Genomic DNA, 17,974 nt, shown 5'->3' on the forward strand with positions numbered 1-17,974 from the left:
TGTCGTTGCAGACGGCTATAGCGGCATTCGCCGGGCCTGACAGTCTTCAGCCGGCCAGCGCCGCGTCGAGCGCGACCATCGCCTGCCGCGTGGCCTCGTCCGCCGGGAACAGCAGCTCCAGCCGCAGGTCGCGCACCGTGACGTCCTCGCTGGTGCCGAACTGGGCGATGGTCGACAGGAAGCTCAGCGGCTGGTCGGGCGCATTGAGCACCACGGGCGCCAGCGGTCGCCGCTGAAGGTGCGAGGCGCGGTAGGGATGGCTGATCGTCGCCGCCTGCAGGGCGCGCAGCAGGTCGTGGAGGACGGCGTCGTCGCCGGCTTCCAGCGCCTCGAGCTGGATACGCGCGGCCATCTCGGCCAGCACTTCCGGGTAGTTGGCGATCGCGACCGGCGCCAGCGGGCTGTCGGTCAGCATCCGCACCACGTTCATCGGCCCCGGCCCCTCATGCAGCGGCGCCAGCAGCGCCCGGGCCGTCGGGTTGGCGTCCAGGATCGTCCAGTGCCGGTCGCAGAGCAGGGCCGGGTAGGGGGCATGCCGGGCGATCATCTCGTCGAGGATCGCCCGGAACGGCCCCAGCGCCTCCGACTCCAGCGGCGAGGCGGGGAACACCGGCGCGAAGCCGGCCGCCTGCAGCAGTGCGTTCTGCGACCCGAGCGGCAGCAGCAGCCCCTCGGCCAGCTGCAGCACCATCTCGCGGCTCGGCTGGGCGCGCCCGGACTCGAGGAACGACAGATGGCGGGCCGAGACCTCGCAGGTCAGGGCGAGGTCCAGCTGGCTCATGCGGCGCGCGGCGCGGAAGCGGCGCAGGGCCTGGGCGAACGGGCCGGCGTCGGTGCGGCCGGGGTCGATGGCGGTGGACATGTCCTGACGGTCGCAGCGCGCGCGAGCCCTGTCCATTACCTGTCAGGTAGTTGCTACGCCTACCGCGACAGGCGAGGCTGCCGGCCTACCTAGCCAGGGAGGATGGGATGAACGGGTTCTGGAAGACGTGGATGCGGGTGTGGTGCTGGGCCGTGCTGGCCTTCGGCGTGGTGCTGGTCCTGGCGGCCGTACCGACGCTCGACGCCGCGCCCAGACTGGTGATCGGCCTGATCGGCGGCGACCCGACCTTGCTCGACCTGCCGGCCATGCGCTTCGCCTACGGCCTGATGGGCGCCCTGACGCTCGGCTGGGGCGTGGCGATGATGGCCATGATCGGGCTGGCCCATACGCACGGCGCCGCGGTCTGGCGTTCGCTGACGACCTCGGTGCTGGTCTGGTACGTGATCGACAGCGCGATTTCGGTCCTGACGGGCTTTCCGCTCAACGCGGTGTCCAACACCCTGCTGACCGTCGGCTATCTGATCCCGGTGCTGTTGACGCGGGTGCAGCGGGTGGACGCGGTCAAGCCCGCCTGATCGCGGGGAGAACGCCCGTCGACTGTGCCGGCGGGCGTTTTCCCTGTAGGGACGGGCGAGTTCAACGCTAGCCCCGATCATGACCCACCCCGCCTACCGTCTCTCCGTCGCGCCGATGATGGACTGGACCGACCGGAACTGCCGGGCGTTTCACCGCGCGCTGACGCGGCGGACGCTGCTCTATACCGAGATGGTCACCACGGGCGCGGTGCTGCATGGCCCGCGCGAGCGCCTGCTGGGGTTTGATCCCTGCGAGCATCCCGTTGCTCTGCAGCTGGGCGGGTCGGACCCGGCGGACCTGGCGGCCTGCGCGCGGATCGCTGAAGACCTCGGCTATGACGAGATCAATCTCAACGTCGGCTGCCCGTCCGACCGGGTGCAGAGCGGCCGCTTCGGCGCCTGCCTGATGCGCGAGCCCGAGCTGGTCGCCGACTGCATGGCCGCCATGAAGGCCGCTGTGTCCGTGCCCGTGACGGTCAAATGCCGCATCGGCGTCGATGACCAGGATCCCGGGGAAGCGCTGTTCCGGCTGGTCGATCTGTCGGCGCAGGCCGGCGTCACCACCTTCATTGTCCATGCCCGCAAGGCCTGGCTGCAGGGCCTGTCGCCCAAGGAAAACCGCGACATCCCGCCGCTCGACTATCCGCTGGTCTACCGGCTGAAGCGCGAACGGCCCGACCTGACCATCGTGATCAACGGCGGGGTCGCGTCGGTCGATGAAGCAGCGGCGCATCTGGACCATGTCGATGGCGTGATGCTCGGCCGGGCCGCCTATCACGAGCCGGGCATTCTCGGCGCGGCGGACGCCCGGATCTTCGGCGAGGGCGAGACGGTCGATCCGTTCGAGGCGGTCGATCGCTACCGGCCCTACATCGCCGGACGCCTTTCGGCGGGCGCGCATCTGGCCGGCATCACCCGCCACATGCTGGGCCTGTTCCACGGACGCCCGGGCGCCCGTAGCTGGCGGCGGATCCTGACCGTCGAAGGTTCGAAGGCGGGCGCCGGGCTGGAGGTGCTGGACACGGCGCTTGCGGCGGTGGTCGAGGCGGCGGCGCGGAAGGTGGCCTAGGGGACATGTACCGGAGGTACGTGTCCCCCAATCGAGCGGCCACAGTTCAGGGGACACGTACCTGAGGTACGTGTCTCCTTCCACCACCTCAGGGGTTCTCCTCCAGCCAGGCCTTCAGCGGCGCAAGCTGGCGTTCGTAGTGGCGGCTTCGGCCGGAGGCGCGCTGATAGAGCGGCTCGCGCACCTGCCAGACGCTGGCGGTCTTCACGGCGTTGTCCAGCTGGTGAAACGCCAGGCAGTTGTCGTCCCAGTCCAGGCCCAGCGCGCCCAGCAGCGGCTCCAGCCGGCTCCGGGGATCGGCGACGAAGGCGTCGTAGTCGAAGTCGATGACGTCGTCCGGATACAGCGTCTTCCAGTGCGCCATCAGCCGCTGCTGCTGGCGCAGGTAGTGGCCGATGTCCATCAGGTCGAGCGCGTAGGCCATGCCGTGGTCGAGGTGCAGGAAGAAGACCGACAGGGCGTTGTCGAGCGGGGCGCGCACGGTGTTGATGATTTTCGCGTCCGGGAACAGCCGCTTGATCAGCCCGACATGCTGCCAGTTGTCCGGCCGCTTGTCGGTCAGCAGGTCGGCTTGCGGGAAGGTCGCGGACAGGCCGTCCAGATACTGCCGCGCAAGGGCGTCCAGCCGCTCCCGGGGCGTGGCGGCGAGGCTGCCAGGGTAGGGCGACAGGGCGGTGCGGACCATGGCCGGCAACAGGTCCAGCTCGCCGCCCGCCGTCACCCGCCGGTGGCTGGCCAGCACCTGTTCCAGCAGGGTCGAGCCGGACCGGAACATGCCGCAGATGAAGATCGGCGGCGACCGCGCGCCCTCCGCCGGTTGGCCGCGCCAGGGTTCGGGAAAGGCCGCGATCAGGGCGTCGACCTGCGCGCCCTGGGCGGCGCGGTCGTAGCGGCCACGACCCGGTCCGGCGCCGAGCCGGCTGGCGTGATTGGCGGCGGCATAGGCCTCGAACGCCGCCTCATGTTCGCCGGCGCCGTCCAGCGCCCGGCCCAGTCCGAAGCCCAGCGCAGCCCTGTCCGCCGGCGGCAGGTCCGGGCGGCCCAGCGCCTGCCGCAGCCGGGCGATCATCGGATCGTCGGGCCGGCTGACGATGGAGACGCCCGCCGCCCGCGCCAGCGCCTCGGGGTTTCCCGGGTCCAGCGCCAGGATGCGGCCATAGATCGTCAGGGCGTCGGCGCGTCGTCCGCGATCCTCATGAAGGTTGCCGAGATTGAGCAGGGCCGGGACGTAGCGCGGATTGCGCGCCAGGGCGGCGGCCAGTTCCGCCTCGGCCTCCGCCTCCCGCCGCAGGTCGTCCGACAGGATGACGGCGCGGTTGAGGTGGACCTCCTCCGGCTCGCTGATCCCGCGATCCAGGGCCTGTTTGTAGGACGTCAGGGCCGCCTCCGGCCGGCCGGCCTTCCGCTGCAGCAGCGCCAGATTGAACCAGCTGTCGGCCAGGTATGGCGCGAGGGCCAGCAGCCGCTCGTACGCTGCCAGCGCCTCCATCGTCCGCCCGGCGCGTCGCAGCTGGGCGGCCTGACCGAGCAGGGATTCTATGCTTTCCGACATGCCGCCATTGAACGGCCAGTCGGCGACCGGCTCAAGCCTCTAAGGCTTGAGGATCAGCGCGCTCTGGGTCGCCTCGAAGGCGCGCAGGCGGCCGAGGTAGCTCATCCCCAGCAGCGACGAGGACAGGCCCTTCTCGATGATCAGGGCGTCGACGTTCTCGACCCGCGCGCCGGCGATCGACACGCTGGCCAGCTTGACCATGGCCGCGCGGGCCTTGCCGTCGGCGGTGATCACTTCATAGGCGTAGTTGAGGTCGGCGGGGTTCATGCCCAGGCGACGGGCGTCGTCGAGCGTCAGGGAGACGGCGGTGGCGCCGGTGTCGACGAGAAAGCGGACCGCCTTGCCGTCGACCAGGCCCTCCGCCCAGTAGTGGCCGTCGGCGGACTTGCGGATCGAGGCGTCAGCCGAGGCCGGCGTGACCGTCTGCAGCACCTGGTCGGCGCGCATCGGCGGGGCCGTGCGGTCGGGATCAAGGCTCACGACCGCGCGTGCGGCGCCGACCGCCGATAGTGCGCCAATCGCAGCGATCGCCACGAACCTGATCATCAGACACCCCGCCATATTGGCTCGACCGGGGGCGTTTTTCGCCCCTTCAGCGGGGACACTACCCGCGACGGGTTTGCAATCCGTGAAGGGGCGGGGGGGGGAGTAGGGAGTAGGGAGTAGGGACTAGGGAGTAGGGAGTAGGGAGTAGGGAGTAGGGAGTAGGGAGTAGTCGGCCGATGAGGCGGTGGGCGCCGCTGTCTCCGCAGTCTCGCCCTGCTACTCCCTATTTCCTACTCCCTACTCCCTGGAGCAGTCCCAGCTTCTCCGGGCGGATCAGCGCGCGGCGCGCGGGCAGCTCCGCCATCAGCGCCTCGCGTTCGGTCTCGCTGAACCGGGCCCAGCCGGCGATTTCCATCAGGGTGCGCTGACAGCCCAGGCAAAGGCTGCTTTCAGGGTCGACGATACAGACCTTCACGCAGGGCGTGGCGATGGCTCGTGGCGGCGAAGAAGGGGGCGGCGGGCTTTCAGGGGTCACTTCGCGGTCTCTTCGGGCAGGGCGTAGGCGACCGTGGCCTTGGCGGCGAGCTTGTCGCGCCCCTCGGTCCACAGGGCGATATCGCAGGTGGCGATGCGCCGACCGAGCTTGAGCAGTTCGGCCTCGGCGTAGAGGACGCCCGGCTTGCAGGGGCGCAGGAAGTGGATCGTCAGCGAGGTCGTCACCGCCATCGCCACCTCGCCGATATGCGCCAGCACCAGCGCATAGGCCGCCGTGTCGCTTAGGCTCATCAGGGTGGGGCCGGAGATCACGCCGCCGGGGCGCAGGTTGCGGCTGGCCGTGGGCATGGTCAGCATGACCCGGCCGGGCGACATCGCCGTCACCCGCGGCATCGCCTCGGGGTCGGCCTCGGGGAAGGCGCGCAGCAGAAAGGCGTTCAGCCCCGCCGCGTCCATGCGCAGGGTTGTCTTGCCGGTCATCGGTTCCTGGATCATCGCCGCACCATCGCCGCCGCGGTGGACGGATTCAAGGCGTCATTGGCTATTCAGTGTTGCCATGATTTGGCCATCTTTCGATTAAAATTCGGTAACATGAAATGTCTGTAACGATGTGAATCTGTCAGGTATTTAATTTGTGAATACACAAGAGTCCAAGCATCCTGATCTCGCACCAATCAGGGAGATGGAGCGACCAGATGCGTATTCTCACAGTCACCGCCGCCGCCGCGGTCCTCGTCGCGGCCTCCACGACCGCCTTCGCCGCCGAGGCGCGGCTCAGCGACAGCCAGTTCATCAAGGCGGCCAAGTGCCGGGCCGTCGCCACGGGCGACCAGGCGACCCGGCTCGACACGCTGATCAAGACCCAGAAGCGCGGCCGGTCCGTGCATATCGTCGACGAGGCCTTCAACGCCCGCACCGACGCCGAGCGCCTGGCGCGCCGCGACGCCTCGGCCGCCCAGGCGCTGGCCGGCGACTGCGACAAGATCGGCGCCTGACGAATCCGCGTTTCCCCAACACGCCCGACGTCAGACACCGCAGGCGCCCCGTCTCCCCCGACGGGGCGCCTTTCTTTGTGCCGGCGACGGTTCCGGGGCTAAGGTGACGCTCCAAGACCGGAGGTCACGATGCTTGTCGCCCTTCTCGCCCTGCTCCTCGCCGCCCCGGACGATGCGCCGCCGCCCTGGCCCGCGGATCCCACCCGCGCCGTCATCATCGGCGAGGACGACTGGCTTCGCCGTCCGACGCCCGAACAGATCGCCGCGGCCAGGCCGCCCGCCGCCCAGGTGCGGGGCGAGGTCGTGATGAACTGCATGGTGACCTACGACGGCGGCCTGGGCGACTGTCAGGTCGTTTCCGAAACCCCGCCGGGGCTTGGCTTCGGCGCGGCGGCCACGGGCCTCGCCCGCGCGTTCCAGCTCAACCCGATGATTGACGGACAGTCCTCTACGGGCGGCAAGATTCTGGTCGCCGTGACGTTCAGGGCGGAGCCCTAGAACCGGCGGCGAGGCCGCGAGCGATGCGTTTGGATGCAGGCTGGCGGATTAAATCTCCGTCATATTAAACCATTGTAATTACACGTTTATTTCAGCGTTGTAATTTGCGGTGACCGTCGGGAGAGCGCATCAGGGAGGCCAGTTCAAACCGGGAAAAGGGAGCCTCCCAAATGCGCATTCTGACCGCCGCCGTCATCCTCGCCGCCGCCGCTTCGGCGACCGCCGCTTTCGCCCAGTCGGACCGCCTGACCGACACCCAGTACATCACCGCCGCCAAGTGCGCCGGCCTGATGCAGGGCGCCGACACCGCCGCGATCGACGCGGTCCTGAACGCCAACAAGCCGGGCCGCGTCGGGGTCGTCCTCGACCGCGCCGACGTCGCCCGCAAGGCCGCCGCCAGCAAGGCCCGCAAGGCCAAGGGCCCCGGCGGCAAGGCCGAGGTCGCCCGCGAGATCGCCGGATCCTGCGCCGCCTTTACCAGCTGATCCTCCGGCGCGTCCTGACGCGCGCCTGAGCCCGCCGATCCAGTCGAGCACCCTGGATTGCCTTGGCGCCCCGCCTCACCCGGCGGGGCGCTCTTTTTTGTGCGCCTTGCCGGGGTTAGGGTCGCGCGAGCCCAACTGGTCCGGATTCCCGTCGTGTTGCTTGCCGCCATCGCCGCTGCCGTCTCCCTTTCGGGCGAGCCGGCCGCACCCCAGGGCTTCCCGCCGGTCGATCCGCCCGTGCGGACGCGTCCGGACTGGACCCGCGTGCCGAGCCTCGGCGAAATCGCCGACTTCTACCCTCGCCGGGCCTGGGCTCGGGGCGTCGAGGGGCGCGTGGTTCTGGAATGCCTGGTCGCGGTCGTGGGGCGCCTCAAGGATTGTCGGGTCGTTCAGGAAACGCCGCCGGAGGCGGAATTCGGCCCGGCCGCGCTGGCGCTGGCGCCGCTGATCGAGGCGCGTCCGGGCCTGATCAACGGCGTGCCGATCGTCGATGAGCGGGTTCTCTTGCCGATCGTGTTCAAGCTCCCTGGCGGTCCGCTTCCGGGGCTCGACGGATCGCTGCGCTGCCATGGCCTGCTGTCGGCGCATCTGGCGCTCAGTCCCGATGACGGCCGGCTCGCGGAAGCCGCCGCCCTGGCCGGCGAGCGCGCGGGCCTGCTGATGACCGAACAGGGGCTGGGCGAGGACGTTCAGCAGCAACGGCTGGCGGCTGCACGCGCCGCCACGCCACGGCCGCAAAGGGCCGGCGCCACCCGGGACCCTTGCTTCCTGGCCTTCGTGCAATAGCTTTACGTTGACGCGAGCGTCATCTTTCCAAACAAGCGTTCGAGCCGTATAACCACCACCATTCACAGCGGCCCCCCGAGAGGCCGCCCCGGGAGCCAGACATGAACCTTGAATTCTCCCCCGAAGACCTCGCCTTCCGTGACGAGGTCCGGGCCTTCATCGAGCAGAACTATCCGGAGAGTCTGCGCGGGAAACAGGACGAGGGAGACGACCTGACCAAGGAAGATTTCCTGGCCTGGCACAAGGTTCTGGCCAAGAAGGGCTGGGTCGCGCCGTCGTGGCCGAAAGAGTGGGGCGGCACCGACTGGACCTCGACCCAGAAGTACATCTTCTCCGAGGAAACCGCCCGCGCCGACGCCATCGCCGTGCTGCCGTTCGGCGTCGCGATGGTCGCCCCGGTGATCTACACCTTCGGCACCCAGGCGCAGAAGGAACGCTTCCTGCCGAAGATCTACAACGGCGAGGAGTGGTGGTGTCAGGGCTACAGCGAGCCCGGCTCCGGTTCCGACCTGGCTTCGCTGAAGACCAAGGCCGAGCGCATCACCGGCGACGACGGCAAGGAATACTACCTGGTCAACGGCCAGAAGACCTGGACGACGCTCGCCCAGCACGCCGACTGGGGCTTCTTCCTGGTCCGCACCGATCCGACGGCGAAGATCCAGTCGGGCATCAGCTTCCTGCTGATCGACATGAAGACCCCGGGCATCGAGGTGCGCCGCATCACGACGCTCGAAGGCGGCCACGAGGTCAACGAAGTCTGGCTCGAGAACGTCAAGGTGCCGGTCGAGAACCGCGTGTTCGAGGAGAACCAGGGCTGGACCTGCGCCAAGTTCCTGCTGGCCCACGAACGCTCCGGCATCGCCGGCGTCGCCCGCTCCAAGCGCGGCGTCGAGAAGATCCGCGAAATGGCCAGCACCGAGCTGAACGATGACGGCACGCCGCTCATCCAGGACGCGGATTTCAAGCGCAAGGTCGCCGAACTCGAGATCGACCTGACGGCGCTGGAGTTCACCGAACTGCGCACCCTGGCCAGCGAAAGCGCCGGCAAGGGTCCCGGACCGGAATCCAGCCTGCTCAAGATCAAGGGCACCGAGATCCAGCAGCGCCTGACCGAGCTCGCCCTGGAGGCCTCCGGCCACTACGGCGCGCCGTACCTGCGCGACATGGGCGGCAACAGCAAGATCGGCCCCGACTACGCGGTCGGTCGCTCGGGCGCCTACTTCAACACGCGCAAGACCTCGATCTACGGTGGATCCAACGAGATCCAGCGCAACATCATCGCCAAGATGGTGCTGGGCCTCTAGGCCTCGCCCCCAATCAGAACACGTCAGGGACGCCCCATGGATTTCAATTTCACCGAAGAACAGTCCATGCTGCGCGACACGGTCGCCAGCTTCCTCCAGGACAAGTACGACTTCGACAAGCGCCGCAAGATGATCACGTCCGAGACCGGCCGTGATCCCGCGATCTGGGAAGCCTTCGCCAACGAGCTGGGCATCCTGGGCGCGCCGTTCTCGGAAGAGATGGGCGGCCTGGGCGGCGGCGCGATCGAGAACATGATCGTCATGGAAGAGTTCGGCAAAGCCCTGGTGGTCGAGCCCTATCTCGGCACCGTGGTGATCGGCGGCGGCTTCCTGAAGCACTCGGCCTACGCGGGCGCGGCCGACATCATCGGCGGCATCATCGAGGGCAAGGTGATCATCGCCTTCGCCTATGCCGAACCGCAGGGCCGCTACACCTGGTCGGACCTGAAGACCACGGCCAAGAAGGACGGCTCCGGCTACGTCCTGAACGGCCACAAGGCGGTCGTCATCGGCGCGCCCTGGGCGACCCACCTGATCGTCACCGCCCGCACCGGCGGCGGCCAGCGCGACGCCGACGGCGTCTCGGTGTTCATCGTCGACAAGAACGCCAAGGGCGTGGTCACCCGTGACTACCCCACCGTCGACGGCCAGCGCGCGTCCGAAGTGTTCTTCGAGAACGTCTCGGTCGGCGCCGACGCCCTGATCGGCGCGGAAGGCGCGGGCCTGCCGCTGGTCAACAAGGTGCTCGATGAAGCCACCGCCGCCAGCTGCGCCGAAGCCGTTGGCGCGATGCGCCAGCTGCACACCGGAACCCTGGAATACGCCCGCCAGCGCAAGCAGTTCGGCGTGCCGATCGCCAGCTTCCAGGTGCTCCAGCACCGCATGGTCGACATGTTCATGAACGTCGAGCAGTCGGTCTCGATGACCTACATGGCCACCATCAAGCTCAGCGACGACGCCGAGCGGGCCAAGGCCGTCAGCGCCGCCAAGGTGCAGATCGGCAAGGCCTGCAAGTTCGTCGGCCAGAACGCCATCCAGATTCACGGCGGCATGGGCATGACCGACGAACTGGCCATCGGCCACTACTTCAAGCGCGCCACGATGATCGAGGGCCTCTACGGCTCGGTCGACCATCACCTGCGCCGTTACGAAGGCCTGAGCTTCGGCAAGGCCGCCTAGGACCGCTTCGGCGATCCGCGAGACAGGGAGGGGCGGTCACCGGACGGTGGCCGCCCCTTTCGCATTTTTGGCGCCCGGTTCAAAAAACACTGTTCGGTTCACCAATCCGCAATCGGTGGATCGTCTGATGTGGCCGCGCCCGCACAGATCGGGTGCGATGGTCCGATGTCCGCCATGGTCGATGAGCCTGCCCCCGTTCGCGAGTCGACGACCGCGACCCTGACCCGAACCATGACCCTGATCGCGCGGGGCGGGTCTCTGCCGGACATTCTCGACGGCATAGCGCGTTGCGTCGAAGCCGAGCATCCGGGCGTCCTGTGCAGCATCCTGTTGCTGGACGAGACCGGCACGCGGCTCCTGATGGGCGCCGCGTCCAGCCTGCCGGACTTCTACAACCAGGCGATCGACGGCATCGAAATCGGGCCGGACGTCGGCTCCTGCGGCACGGCCGCCTGGGGCGGCGTCCGTACGATCGTTTCGGACATCCAGACCGACCCGCTGTGGGTGAACTTCAAGGCGCTCGCCGCCCAGGCCCGCCTCGCGTCCTGCTGGTCCGAGCCGATCCGGGGTCACGACGGGCGGGTGCTGGGCACTTTCGCCATGTACCATCGCGACGTCCGCGTGCCCGATACCGAAGACTTCAAGTCGATCGAGGCGGCCGCGCATCTGGCGGCCATCGCCATCGAGCGCAAGCAGTCGGAAGAGGCGCTGGCCGCGAGTGAGGCGCGTCACCGGCTGTTCGCCGACAACGCCACCGACCTGATCATGCTGAGCGATCGCGACGGCCGGCTGACCTATATTTCGCCTTCCGTAGCGCGGGTGACCGGGTATCGGCCGGAAATCCTGGTCGGCCGGATGATCCGCGATCTGGTGCATCCCGATGACTGGCCGACCATGGAGCAGGTCGGTGACCGTCTCTACGCGGGGGAAATCGACGGAGACGCGGCGACGACGGAGTACCGTGCACGCCACAAGGATGGACGCTGGCTCTGGTTCGAAACCCGAACCAGCCTGGTCCGCGACCGGGTGACAGGCGAAGCGACCGGGAATGTGGACGTCGCCCGCGACGTCACGGCGCGCAAGACGCTGGAGGAAGAGCTTCACCAGCGGACTCGCGAAGCCGAGGCGGCCACCGAGGCCAAGTCCGACTTCCTCGCCAACATGAGCCACGAGATCCGCACGCCGCTGACGGCGATCCTCGGCTTCTCCGGGCTGCTCAAGCGGCTGCCCGACCTGCCTGACGAGGCGGCGTTGCACCTGCAGCGGATCACGACGGCCGGCGAGGCGCTGCTGTCGGTGGTCAATGACGTGCTCGACTTCTCCAAGCTTGAGGCCGGCCAGCTGGAGCTCGATCCCCAGCCGTTCGATCCGGCGGTCGTCGTGCGCGAGACGGTCGACCTCGTGGCGGCCCAGGCGACGATGAAGGGGCTGGGGCTGTCCGTGGACATCGCCGACGACCTCCCGGCGGCGGTCAGCGCCGACAGCGCCCGCCTGCGCCAGGTCCTGCTCAACCTGCTGGGCAACGCGCTGAAGTTCACCGGGAGGGGCGATATCCGCGTGACCCTGGCCCCCGAGCCCGGAGATCGCGGCCGGCTGCGGATCGAGGTGGCCGACACCGGGCCCGGTATCCCGGCCGATCGGCTGGACCGGCTGTTCCGGCGCTTTTCACAGGTCGACGGGTCGATCAGTCGAAAGCACGGTGGTTCGGGACTGGGCCTGGCCATCTGCCTGGGCCTGACCGAACTGATGGGCGGTCGCATTGGCGTCGACAGCGTCGAGGGGGAGGGATCCCGCTTCTGGTTCACCATCGCCGCGCCCGAAGTGGCTTCATCGGCAGAGGCGGACCAGGAGGACGCGGCGCTGGACGCCATGCCGGCGGCCCGCCTGCTGCTGGTCGACGACGTCGCCATCAATCGCCAGCTGGTTCGCGCCATCCTCAGCCAGTTTGGCCACGAGATCATCGAGGCCAGCGGCGGCGCCGAAGCGGTCGAGATCGCTCACCATACCGCCTTCGACCTGATCCTGATGGACGTGCAGATGCCCGGCCTCGACGGCCTGGCCGCCACGCGGGCGATCCGGGCGACGGCCGAGCCCAACCACCGCACGCCGATCCTGGCCTTCAGCGCCAATGTGCTCGCCGGTCAGCTGGCGGCCTGCCGGGCGGCCGGGATGAACGACCACATCGCCAAGCCGATCAACCTCGCCGAACTGGTGAGCAAGGTGGCGCAGTGGACGGGTGATCCCGCCAGGTCCGCTCTGGTCGACGAAGACCTGCGCGAGGCTCAGTCGGCGTAGGCCTTCGCGGCCATCGCCGTGACCGCCGCGTTGATACCCGTGCCGTCCCGGGCTACGCCGGAAACGGAGGGCGCAGCATGAAGGACGATCAGGACGCGCGCCGGCGCATTATGGACACCGCCCGCGGCGCGTTCCTCGTGCCGTCGTTTCAGGGCCACTGGGTCGGGGTGCTGTTGTTCGCTGCGACGCTGGTCGGCGCGACCATGCTGTGGAGCGGCCTGCCGGTAGCGCTGGCCGTTCTGCGCGGCGGGACGAGCGGCGCGGCCGACGGCCAGACAGCGGCGACGTTCCTGACGCTGTACGCGGCGATGGCGGCCGGTCCGGTCGCCGGCTGGGTCCTATGGGCGACGCGCCGCTGGTGGGCCGCCATGGCTGTGCTGGCGATCTTCGCCGTCTGCGTGGCCTGGCTCAGCCCCGTCGTCACGCCGTAGGTCAGCCGGTGAGGGCCTCGCGCTTCTCTTCCAGCGCCAGCCATTCGTCCTCGGCCGCGGCGAGGTCGGCGCGGGCCTTTTCCGAGCTCTTCATGATCCGGTCGAAGCCGGCCGGGTCGCGGCTGTAGAGGGTCGGGTCGGCGAGGGCGGCCTCGAGCTTCGCGATCTCCCCCGGCAGCTTGTGGATCAGGGCGTCGAGTTCCTCGAGCCGGCGCTGGTCCTTGTAGGTCAGCTTGGCGGCGGCCCTCTTCGGCTCGGCCTTCGGCGCCGGGATCGCCTTGGCGCCGCCGGGATTGCGGTCCTCGAAGAAGCCGGGGTTCTGGGCGAGGAAGTCGGTCCAGCCGCCGGGCGTTTCAACGACCCTGCCGCGGCCGTCCAGCGCGATGGTCGAGCTGGCCAGCCGGTCGATGAAGTCGCGGTCGTGGCTGACCAGGATCAGGGTGCCGTCGAAGTCCGCCAGCAGGTCCTCGAGCAGGTCGAGGGTCTCCATGTCGAGGTCGTTGGTCGGCTCGTCCAGCACCAGCAGGTTGGCCGGGCGGGCAAGGGCGCGGGCCAGCAGCAGGCGGTTGCGCTCGCCGCCCGACAGGCTCGAGACGGGCTGCCGAAGTTGTTTGTCCTGGAACAGGAACTCCTTGGCGTAGCCGGCGACGTGGCGCGGGACGCCGCGGACCATGATCTGGTCGCCGCCGCCGTCGGTCAGCACGTCCCAGAGGGTCTGGCCCTCCTTCAGTTCGCCGCGCGCCTGGTCGATGTAGGCGATCTGCAGGCCGGTCCCGAGCTTGATGTCGCCTTCGTCGGCGGGCAGGTCGCCGAGCAGGAGCTTGACCAGGGTGGTCTTGCCCGCGCCGTTGGGGCCGACGATGGCGACCCTGTCGCCGCGCTGGATGCGGGTCGAGAAGCCCTTGACGATGACCCGCTCGCCGAAGGCCTTGGACAGGCCTTTGGCCTCGGCCACCCGCTTGCCCGAAGTGTCGCCGGCGGCCAGCCCCATGCTGATCTGGCCGCGGGATTCCCGCAGGATCGTCGCCTTCTGCTGGCGCATGTCCATCAGGCGGCGGCGACGGCCCTCGTTGCGGGCGCGGCGGCCGGTGACGCCGCGTTCGAGCCAGTGTTGCTCGCGCTCCAGCGCCTTGTTCAGGCGGCGGAACTCGTCGGCCTCGGTCTGGAGGATCTGCTCGGACCATTCGTCGAAGGCCCCGAAGCCCTTGTCGAGGCGGCGGACCTTGCGGCTTTCCAGCCAGAAGCAGCGGCGCGTCACGCGCTCCAGGAAGGCGCGGTCGTGGCTGATGATCAGCGCCGCACAGCGCAGGGTCGCCAGGCGATCCTCCAGCGTCTGGATGGCGAAGATGTCCATGTGGTTGGTCGGCTCGTCCAGCAGCAGGACGTCCGGCTGCTCGGCGAATCCGCGGGACAGGGCCGCGCGGCGGATCTCGCCGCCCGACAGGCCCTGCGTTCCCTTCGCCGGGTCGAGGCCGAAGGCCATCAGCTCGGTCTCCGCCTCATGCGGCGCCGCGCCGCCGGCCGTGGCGTAGTCGAGCAGGGTCGCGCCGGTGATCACCGGCTCCTGGGGTACGAAGACCATCCGTGCGCCGGGGCTGGCGAAGCGGTCGCCGCCGTCCGGCTGGATCTGGCCGGCCAGCATCCGCAGCAGGGTCGACTTTCCCGCGCCGTTGCGCCCGACGAGGGAGGCCCGCACGCCCGGCTCGATCGCCAGGTCCACGCCGTCGAACAGCATGGTCGCCCCGTCAGCGAGACGGACGTCTTTCAGGGCGAGGATCGGGGCGGCCATGGGGGATGCTGCAGTGCGAGAGGAGGCGGGGAGGGGGTATCCTCCGAATTGGCGCGGGGGGGAAGGGGGCTTTGCGCCATGGGCGACCGCCCGGCGAATCCGGATCGCGGACCTTCCATCACGACGGCCTGAATCCCGAGCGCGCCGGACGTTCTCCGGACGCGCCCGGCCGTCCCTTCTCCCGGCTCGCTAGCAGGCGCCGGCCTGCTGCGCCCCGTACGTTGCCTGGCTCACGGTGTATTTGTCCCCGGCGCTCGAAGACAGTTGCTCAATAAGGCCGTTGCAGGAGAACCCGGACATGCCGAGGTACTCCTTCGCAGATCTGGCCGCGTTCTCGTTCCAGTCCGCGCCAAGACTATCCACCGCCGCGGTCGCGTCGGCGACGTCGTAGCCATCGCCGGCGCTCGACGAGAGTTGCTGGATCAGGCCGTCCCGCGAAAATCCGGCCATGCTGAGGTATTCCTTCGCAGACCTGACCGCATTCTTCTGAGGGCCGGTCAATTTGTCGACCGCTTCGGGCGCAGCCTCTGCTCCCGCCGCCGCCGCGCCGTCGGGCGTCACCTGCGCGGCCGCTTCCGCACCGCCATCGGCCGGTTTCCCGCCGCCACAGGCTGCGACCGACAGAGCCGTCGCCATCAGCACAGCACGATACACGAACGTCAGCTTCAGGTTCATCGACTTTTCCTTCCCCCTCAGCTCCCCCCGGAGCCGCACAGCGTGCCATTATCGAGGCTCTGCCGCGTGCTGCCAATCCCGTCGCGTGGGCGAGTTCCTCACAGACGCCGCCCACGCCGGGACACGGTGGACCAGGACGACCCTGCCGCGCCCGGCGCATTTTGAGTATTGCGGCAACAATAGCGCTTCAAGACAGTATTCGGCGGCGCGTTTCCGTCGATTGTTTCTGCTCCCAATACCTATCCTTAACGCGCCGCCTTCAAGCATCGGGATCGATCCTGAATTTCGAGGGCGACGCGTGCTGATCTTCGATGACCACCTTGACCTCGGCGCCGCGCTGTCATTGCGCACCCGGTCGACCGCGGTCCGGCTCGGCCTCATGGCGGCGATTGCCGCGATGCTCTGGACCCTGTCCGACTGGGCGTGGGCGCCGCTGTGGTGGATGATCTACGCCGCGTTGCAGGTCCTGCTGGTGCGGGCGCCGTCACGTGCGGATCTGCGGCCGGATCGCCGGCTCTACATCCTGTCGACCCTCGCCTACGTGGTCGCCGGCTTTCCTGCCTGGCACATGTGGCGCCATGCCGGCGACCTCGGGATCGCCGCCGCGACGATGTTCCTTTGCGGGATGCTGGTTCAGCTGGTGGTGTCCTCTCTGGGCGCGCGGCGGCTGTTCTGGATGAGCGCGGCGCCCCTGATCGCCTATCTGGTCCTGATCCCGCCGTTGGCGATGGGCGCCGATCATCTCGCGGAAGGTCTGGCCGCCTCGACCTGCGCCGTGATGCTGGTGGGCTATATGGCCCTCTTGTGGCTCGGGCAGCAGAAGGCCCTGGACTCCGTTCACTCCGCGCGCCGCCTCGCGCTGCAGGCGCAGCGCGACGCCGAGGCCGCGAGCCAGGCCAAGACCGACTTCCTCGCCACGATGAGCCATGAGCTGCGGACACCGATGAACGCCGTTCTCGGCGCCGCCGACCTGCTGGGCCGGACCGAACTGACCGAAGAACAGCGCGGGCACGTCGCGATGCTCAGCGATGGCGGATCCATCCTGATGCACGTCCTCAATGACGTTCTCGATCTGGCCAAGATTGAGGCCGGCAAACTCGATATCGACCCCGCCAACGCCGATGTGCACGACTTCGTCCGTCGTTGCGCCGCGCTGTGGGCGCCACGGGCGCAGGACAAGGGGCTGCGGTTCGAGAAGTCCATCGCGCCGGGGACGCCACAGTTCGTCATCTTTGATCCGACCCGTATCGGCCAGATCATCTTCAACCTCATCTCCAATGCCCTGAAGTTCACCGAGACCGGCCAGGTCAGCCTGTCACTGGACGTGGAGGATGTCCGGCCCGGCGGGGCGGAGCTTGTGTTCCGCATATCCGACACCGGCATCGGCATGTCGGCCGAAGTCCAGAGCCGCCTGTTCAACGCCTTTGAACAGGCCGACGGCTCGACCAGCCGCCGGTTCGGCGGCACGGGACTTGGTCTGTCGATCAGCCAGAAGCTGGCGCAGATGATGGGTGGGCTGATCACCGCTGAATCCGTGGAGGGGCAGGGGTCCACCTTCACCCTGCGACTGCCCTGTCAGCCGGGCGAGGCCATCGAACCGATTGACTCCGCCGCTGTCGCCGACCTCGAGGGCGGCGCCGGCTCCGCCCGCATTCTGGTCGCCGAGGACAACCCCTCCAACCAGCGGGTCATCGAACTGTTCCTGCGCCCTATCGGGGCCCGTGTGACCCTGGTCAGCGACGGCAAGCAGGCGCTCGATGCCCTCGCCGTGGAGCCGTTCGACCTCGTGCTGATGGACATGCAGATGCCGGTCATGGACGGCCTGGAGGCCACGCGGCGGCTTCGCGCCAGCGGCGGTGTAAACGCGGGTATTCCGGTCCTGGCGCTGACGGCAAATGTCATGGAAAGCCACCGGAAGGCCTGCGAGGAGGCGGGCATGACCGGCCACATCGCCAAGCCGATCGACGCGCGTCTGTTGCTGACCTCGGTCATCAACGCCTTTGATCAGGGCAGCGTGGTCCCGGTCGCCGATGAACCCAGGCAGGCTCAGCGCTCGTAGGGCTCGTCTCCGCGGTCTTCGTCCAGGTCCCAGGCGGCGTATTCGAGGGCGTCTTCGGGTTCGGCGAGCTCGTTCTCGTTGAAGGTCTGGCCACGAATCGAGACGCCGGCCTTGTGGACGCTCTCCGGATCGCCCGTGACCAACGGATGCCAGGCAGGCAGGGGCTTGCCTTCGTCCAGCCGGCGATAGGCGCAGCTGGGCGGCATCCACTGCAGCTCCTGGATATTGCCCGGGGTCAGCTTGATGCAGTCCGGGACGTGCTGCTTGCGGTTTTCGTAGTCCGTACAGCGGCATAGGTCGGAATCGAACAGCTTGCAGTGCACACGCGTCGGGATGACTTCGCCGCTATCTTCATCCTCGAAGCGAACCAGGCAGCAAAGTCCGCAGCCGTCGCATAGGCTCTCCCACTCATCGGGGTTCATCTCGGTGAGAGACTTGATCTCCCAGAAGGGTTTGCGCGGCATCATGCTTGCGTCCT

General features: G+C 68.5%; 19 protein-coding genes. 11 read left to right on the forward strand and 8 right to left on the reverse strand.

The genetic code is table 11. The features are described from left to right. Positions 1 to 46: 46 nt before the first annotated feature. On the reverse strand, positions 47 to 862 hold the full coding sequence (locus tag AC3WJT_RS10200; protein ID WP_492343003.1) for a helix-turn-helix domain-containing protein: 816 nt from the start codon (positions 860 to 862) through the stop codon (positions 47 to 49). Positions 863 to 969: 107 nt separating this feature from the next. Here AC3WJT_RS10200 and AC3WJT_RS10205 point away from each other — a divergent pair, with 107 nt between their 5' ends. After that, positions 970 to 1,398 (forward strand): hypothetical protein, encoded by a 429-nt coding sequence (locus AC3WJT_RS10205; protein ID WP_492343004.1) that lies wholly within the window; start codon positions 970 to 972, stop codon positions 1,396 to 1,398. 79 nt (positions 1,399 to 1,477) lie between these two features. Further along, a complete protein-coding gene (dusA, locus tag AC3WJT_RS10210; protein ID WP_492343005.1) occupies positions 1,478 to 2,467 on the forward strand; it encodes a tRNA dihydrouridine(20/20a) synthase DusA in 990 nt (329 codons plus the stop codon). Between the two features lie 88 nt (positions 2,468 to 2,555). On the opposite strand, the gene AC3WJT_RS10215 is transcribed toward dusA, so the two are convergent. The 4 genes from AC3WJT_RS10215 to AC3WJT_RS10230 all read right to left on the reverse strand — a co-directional run bounded on the left by AC3WJT_RS10215 (position 2,556) and on the right by AC3WJT_RS10230 (position 5,480). Then, the gene (locus tag AC3WJT_RS10215; protein ID WP_492343006.1) at positions 2,556 to 4,019 is read right to left on the reverse strand and encodes a tetratricopeptide repeat-containing sulfotransferase family protein; all 1,464 of its coding nucleotides are present in this window, start codon (positions 4,017 to 4,019) and stop codon (positions 2,556 to 2,558) included. Between the two features lie 39 nt (positions 4,020 to 4,058). Continuing rightward, on the reverse strand, positions 4,059 to 4,565 hold the full coding sequence (locus AC3WJT_RS10220) for a TIGR02281 family clan AA aspartic protease (protein WP_492343007.1): 507 nt from the start codon (positions 4,563 to 4,565) through the stop codon (positions 4,059 to 4,061). A 223-nt stretch (positions 4,566 to 4,788) separates the two neighbouring features. Continuing rightward, positions 4,789 to 5,040, reverse strand: coding sequence for a DUF1289 domain-containing protein (locus AC3WJT_RS10225; RefSeq protein ID WP_492343008.1), 252 nt, complete (start codon positions 5,038 to 5,040; stop codon positions 4,789 to 4,791). Then, positions 5,037 to 5,480 (reverse strand): PaaI family thioesterase, encoded by a 444-nt coding sequence (locus AC3WJT_RS10230; protein WP_492343009.1) that lies wholly within the window; start codon positions 5,478 to 5,480, stop codon positions 5,037 to 5,039. The genes AC3WJT_RS10225 and AC3WJT_RS10230 overlap by 4 nt, the downstream gene beginning before the upstream one ends. A 215-nt stretch (positions 5,481 to 5,695) precedes the next feature. Between AC3WJT_RS10230 and AC3WJT_RS10235 the strand changes: the two genes are divergently transcribed. From AC3WJT_RS10235 to AC3WJT_RS10270, 8 genes are all read left to right on the forward strand, one after another. Then, on the forward strand, positions 5,696 to 5,995 hold the full coding sequence (locus AC3WJT_RS10235; RefSeq protein ID WP_492343010.1) for a hypothetical protein: 300 nt from the start codon (positions 5,696 to 5,698) through the stop codon (positions 5,993 to 5,995). A 129-nt stretch (positions 5,996 to 6,124) separates the two neighbouring features. After that, the gene (locus AC3WJT_RS10240) at positions 6,125 to 6,493 is read left to right on the forward strand and encodes an energy transducer TonB (RefSeq protein ID WP_492343011.1); all 369 of its coding nucleotides are present in this window, start codon (positions 6,125 to 6,127) and stop codon (positions 6,491 to 6,493) included. Positions 6,494 to 6,663: 170 nt separating this feature from the next. Next, positions 6,664 to 6,978 (forward strand): hypothetical protein, encoded by a 315-nt coding sequence (locus AC3WJT_RS10245; RefSeq protein ID WP_492343012.1) that lies wholly within the window; start codon positions 6,664 to 6,666, stop codon positions 6,976 to 6,978. 153 nt (positions 6,979 to 7,131) lie between these two features. Further along, entirely contained in the window at positions 7,132 to 7,764 is a 633-nt protein-coding gene (locus tag AC3WJT_RS10250) for an energy transducer TonB (RefSeq protein ID WP_492343013.1), read from the forward strand. Between the two features lie 101 nt (positions 7,765 to 7,865). After that, entirely contained in the window at positions 7,866 to 9,068 is a 1,203-nt protein-coding gene (locus AC3WJT_RS10255) for an acyl-CoA dehydrogenase family protein (protein ID WP_492343014.1), read from the forward strand. A 36-nt stretch (positions 9,069 to 9,104) separates the two neighbouring features. Continuing rightward, the gene (locus AC3WJT_RS10260) at positions 9,105 to 10,247 is read left to right on the forward strand and encodes an acyl-CoA dehydrogenase family protein (RefSeq protein WP_492343015.1); all 1,143 of its coding nucleotides are present in this window, start codon (positions 9,105 to 9,107) and stop codon (positions 10,245 to 10,247) included. 129 nt (positions 10,248 to 10,376) lie between these two features. Beyond that, on the forward strand, positions 10,377 to 12,542 hold the full coding sequence (locus tag AC3WJT_RS10265; protein WP_492343016.1) for an ATP-binding protein: 2,166 nt from the start codon (positions 10,377 to 10,379) through the stop codon (positions 12,540 to 12,542). A 77-nt stretch (positions 12,543 to 12,619) separates the two neighbouring features. Further along, positions 12,620 to 12,973 carry a hypothetical protein gene (locus AC3WJT_RS10270; RefSeq protein ID WP_492343017.1) on the forward strand — a complete coding sequence of 118 codons (354 nt, stop codon included), beginning with the start codon at positions 12,620 to 12,622 and terminating at the stop codon, positions 12,971 to 12,973. A gap of 1 nt (position 12,974) precedes the next feature. On the opposite strand, the gene AC3WJT_RS10275 is transcribed toward AC3WJT_RS10270, so the two are convergent. Together AC3WJT_RS10275 and AC3WJT_RS10280 are read right to left on the reverse strand one after the other, a co-directional pair. Then, positions 12,975 to 14,762, reverse strand: a complete 1,788-nt coding sequence (locus AC3WJT_RS10275) for an ABC-F family ATP-binding cassette domain-containing protein (RefSeq protein ID WP_492343018.1) — start codon at positions 14,760 to 14,762, stop codon at positions 12,975 to 12,977. A gap of 189 nt (positions 14,763 to 14,951) precedes the next feature. Continuing rightward, complete coding sequence (locus AC3WJT_RS10280; RefSeq protein WP_492343019.1) at positions 14,952 to 15,437, reverse strand: Ltp family lipoprotein; 486 nt, start codon at positions 15,435 to 15,437, stop codon at positions 14,952 to 14,954. Between the two features lie 298 nt (positions 15,438 to 15,735). Here AC3WJT_RS10280 and AC3WJT_RS10285 point away from each other — a divergent pair, with 298 nt between their 5' ends. After that, the gene (locus tag AC3WJT_RS10285) at positions 15,736 to 17,496 is read left to right on the forward strand and encodes an ATP-binding protein (protein ID WP_492343020.1); all 1,761 of its coding nucleotides are present in this window, start codon (positions 15,736 to 15,738) and stop codon (positions 17,494 to 17,496) included. Here the strand turns inward: AC3WJT_RS10285 and AC3WJT_RS10290 are convergent. Further along, complete coding sequence (locus AC3WJT_RS10290; protein WP_492343021.1) at positions 17,484 to 17,963, reverse strand: YcgN family cysteine cluster protein; 480 nt, start codon at positions 17,961 to 17,963, stop codon at positions 17,484 to 17,486. The genes AC3WJT_RS10285 and AC3WJT_RS10290 overlap by 13 nt on opposite strands. Positions 17,964 to 17,974 lie beyond the last annotated feature (11 nt).

This window comes from Caulobacter sp. FW305-C-30-S16, from assembly GCF_058783025.1.

Excerpts from the sequence above, each read along its gene's own strand:
- AC3WJT_RS10200 (WP_492343003.1), bottom strand. The coding sequence starts at position 862 with ATGTCCACCGCCATCGACCCCGGCCGCACCGACGCCGGCCCGTTCGCC.
- AC3WJT_RS10205 (WP_492343004.1), top strand. The coding sequence starts at position 970 with ATGAACGGGTTCTGGAAGACGTGGATGCGGGTGTGGTGCTGGGCCGTG.
- dusA (WP_492343005.1), top strand. The coding sequence starts at position 1,478 with ATGACCCACCCCGCCTACCGTCTCTCCGTCGCGCCGATGATGGACTGG.
- AC3WJT_RS10215 (WP_492343006.1), bottom strand. The coding sequence starts at position 4,019 with ATGTCGGAAAGCATAGAATCCCTGCTCGGTCAGGCCGCCCAGCTGCGA.
- AC3WJT_RS10220 (WP_492343007.1), bottom strand. The coding sequence starts at position 4,565 with ATGATCAGGTTCGTGGCGATCGCTGCGATTGGCGCACTATCGGCGGTC.
- AC3WJT_RS10230 (WP_492343009.1), bottom strand. The coding sequence starts at position 5,480 with ATGACCGGCAAGACAACCCTGCGCATGGACGCGGCGGGGCTGAACGCC.
- AC3WJT_RS10235 (WP_492343010.1), top strand. The coding sequence starts at position 5,696 with ATGCGTATTCTCACAGTCACCGCCGCCGCCGCGGTCCTCGTCGCGGCC.
- AC3WJT_RS10240 (WP_492343011.1), top strand. The coding sequence starts at position 6,125 with ATGCTTGTCGCCCTTCTCGCCCTGCTCCTCGCCGCCCCGGACGATGCG.
- AC3WJT_RS10245 (WP_492343012.1), top strand. The coding sequence starts at position 6,664 with ATGCGCATTCTGACCGCCGCCGTCATCCTCGCCGCCGCCGCTTCGGCG.
- AC3WJT_RS10255 (WP_492343014.1), top strand. The coding sequence starts at position 7,866 with ATGAACCTTGAATTCTCCCCCGAAGACCTCGCCTTCCGTGACGAGGTC.
- AC3WJT_RS10260 (WP_492343015.1), top strand. The coding sequence starts at position 9,105 with ATGGATTTCAATTTCACCGAAGAACAGTCCATGCTGCGCGACACGGTC.
- AC3WJT_RS10270 (WP_492343017.1), top strand. The coding sequence starts at position 12,620 with ATGAAGGACGATCAGGACGCGCGCCGGCGCATTATGGACACCGCCCGC.
- AC3WJT_RS10275 (WP_492343018.1), bottom strand. The coding sequence starts at position 14,762 with ATGGCCGCCCCGATCCTCGCCCTGAAAGACGTCCGTCTCGCTGACGGG.
- AC3WJT_RS10280 (WP_492343019.1), bottom strand. The coding sequence starts at position 15,437 with ATGAACCTGAAGCTGACGTTCGTGTATCGTGCTGTGCTGATGGCGACG.
- AC3WJT_RS10290 (WP_492343021.1), bottom strand. The coding sequence starts at position 17,963 with ATGATGCCGCGCAAACCCTTCTGGGAGATCAAGTCTCTCACCGAGATG.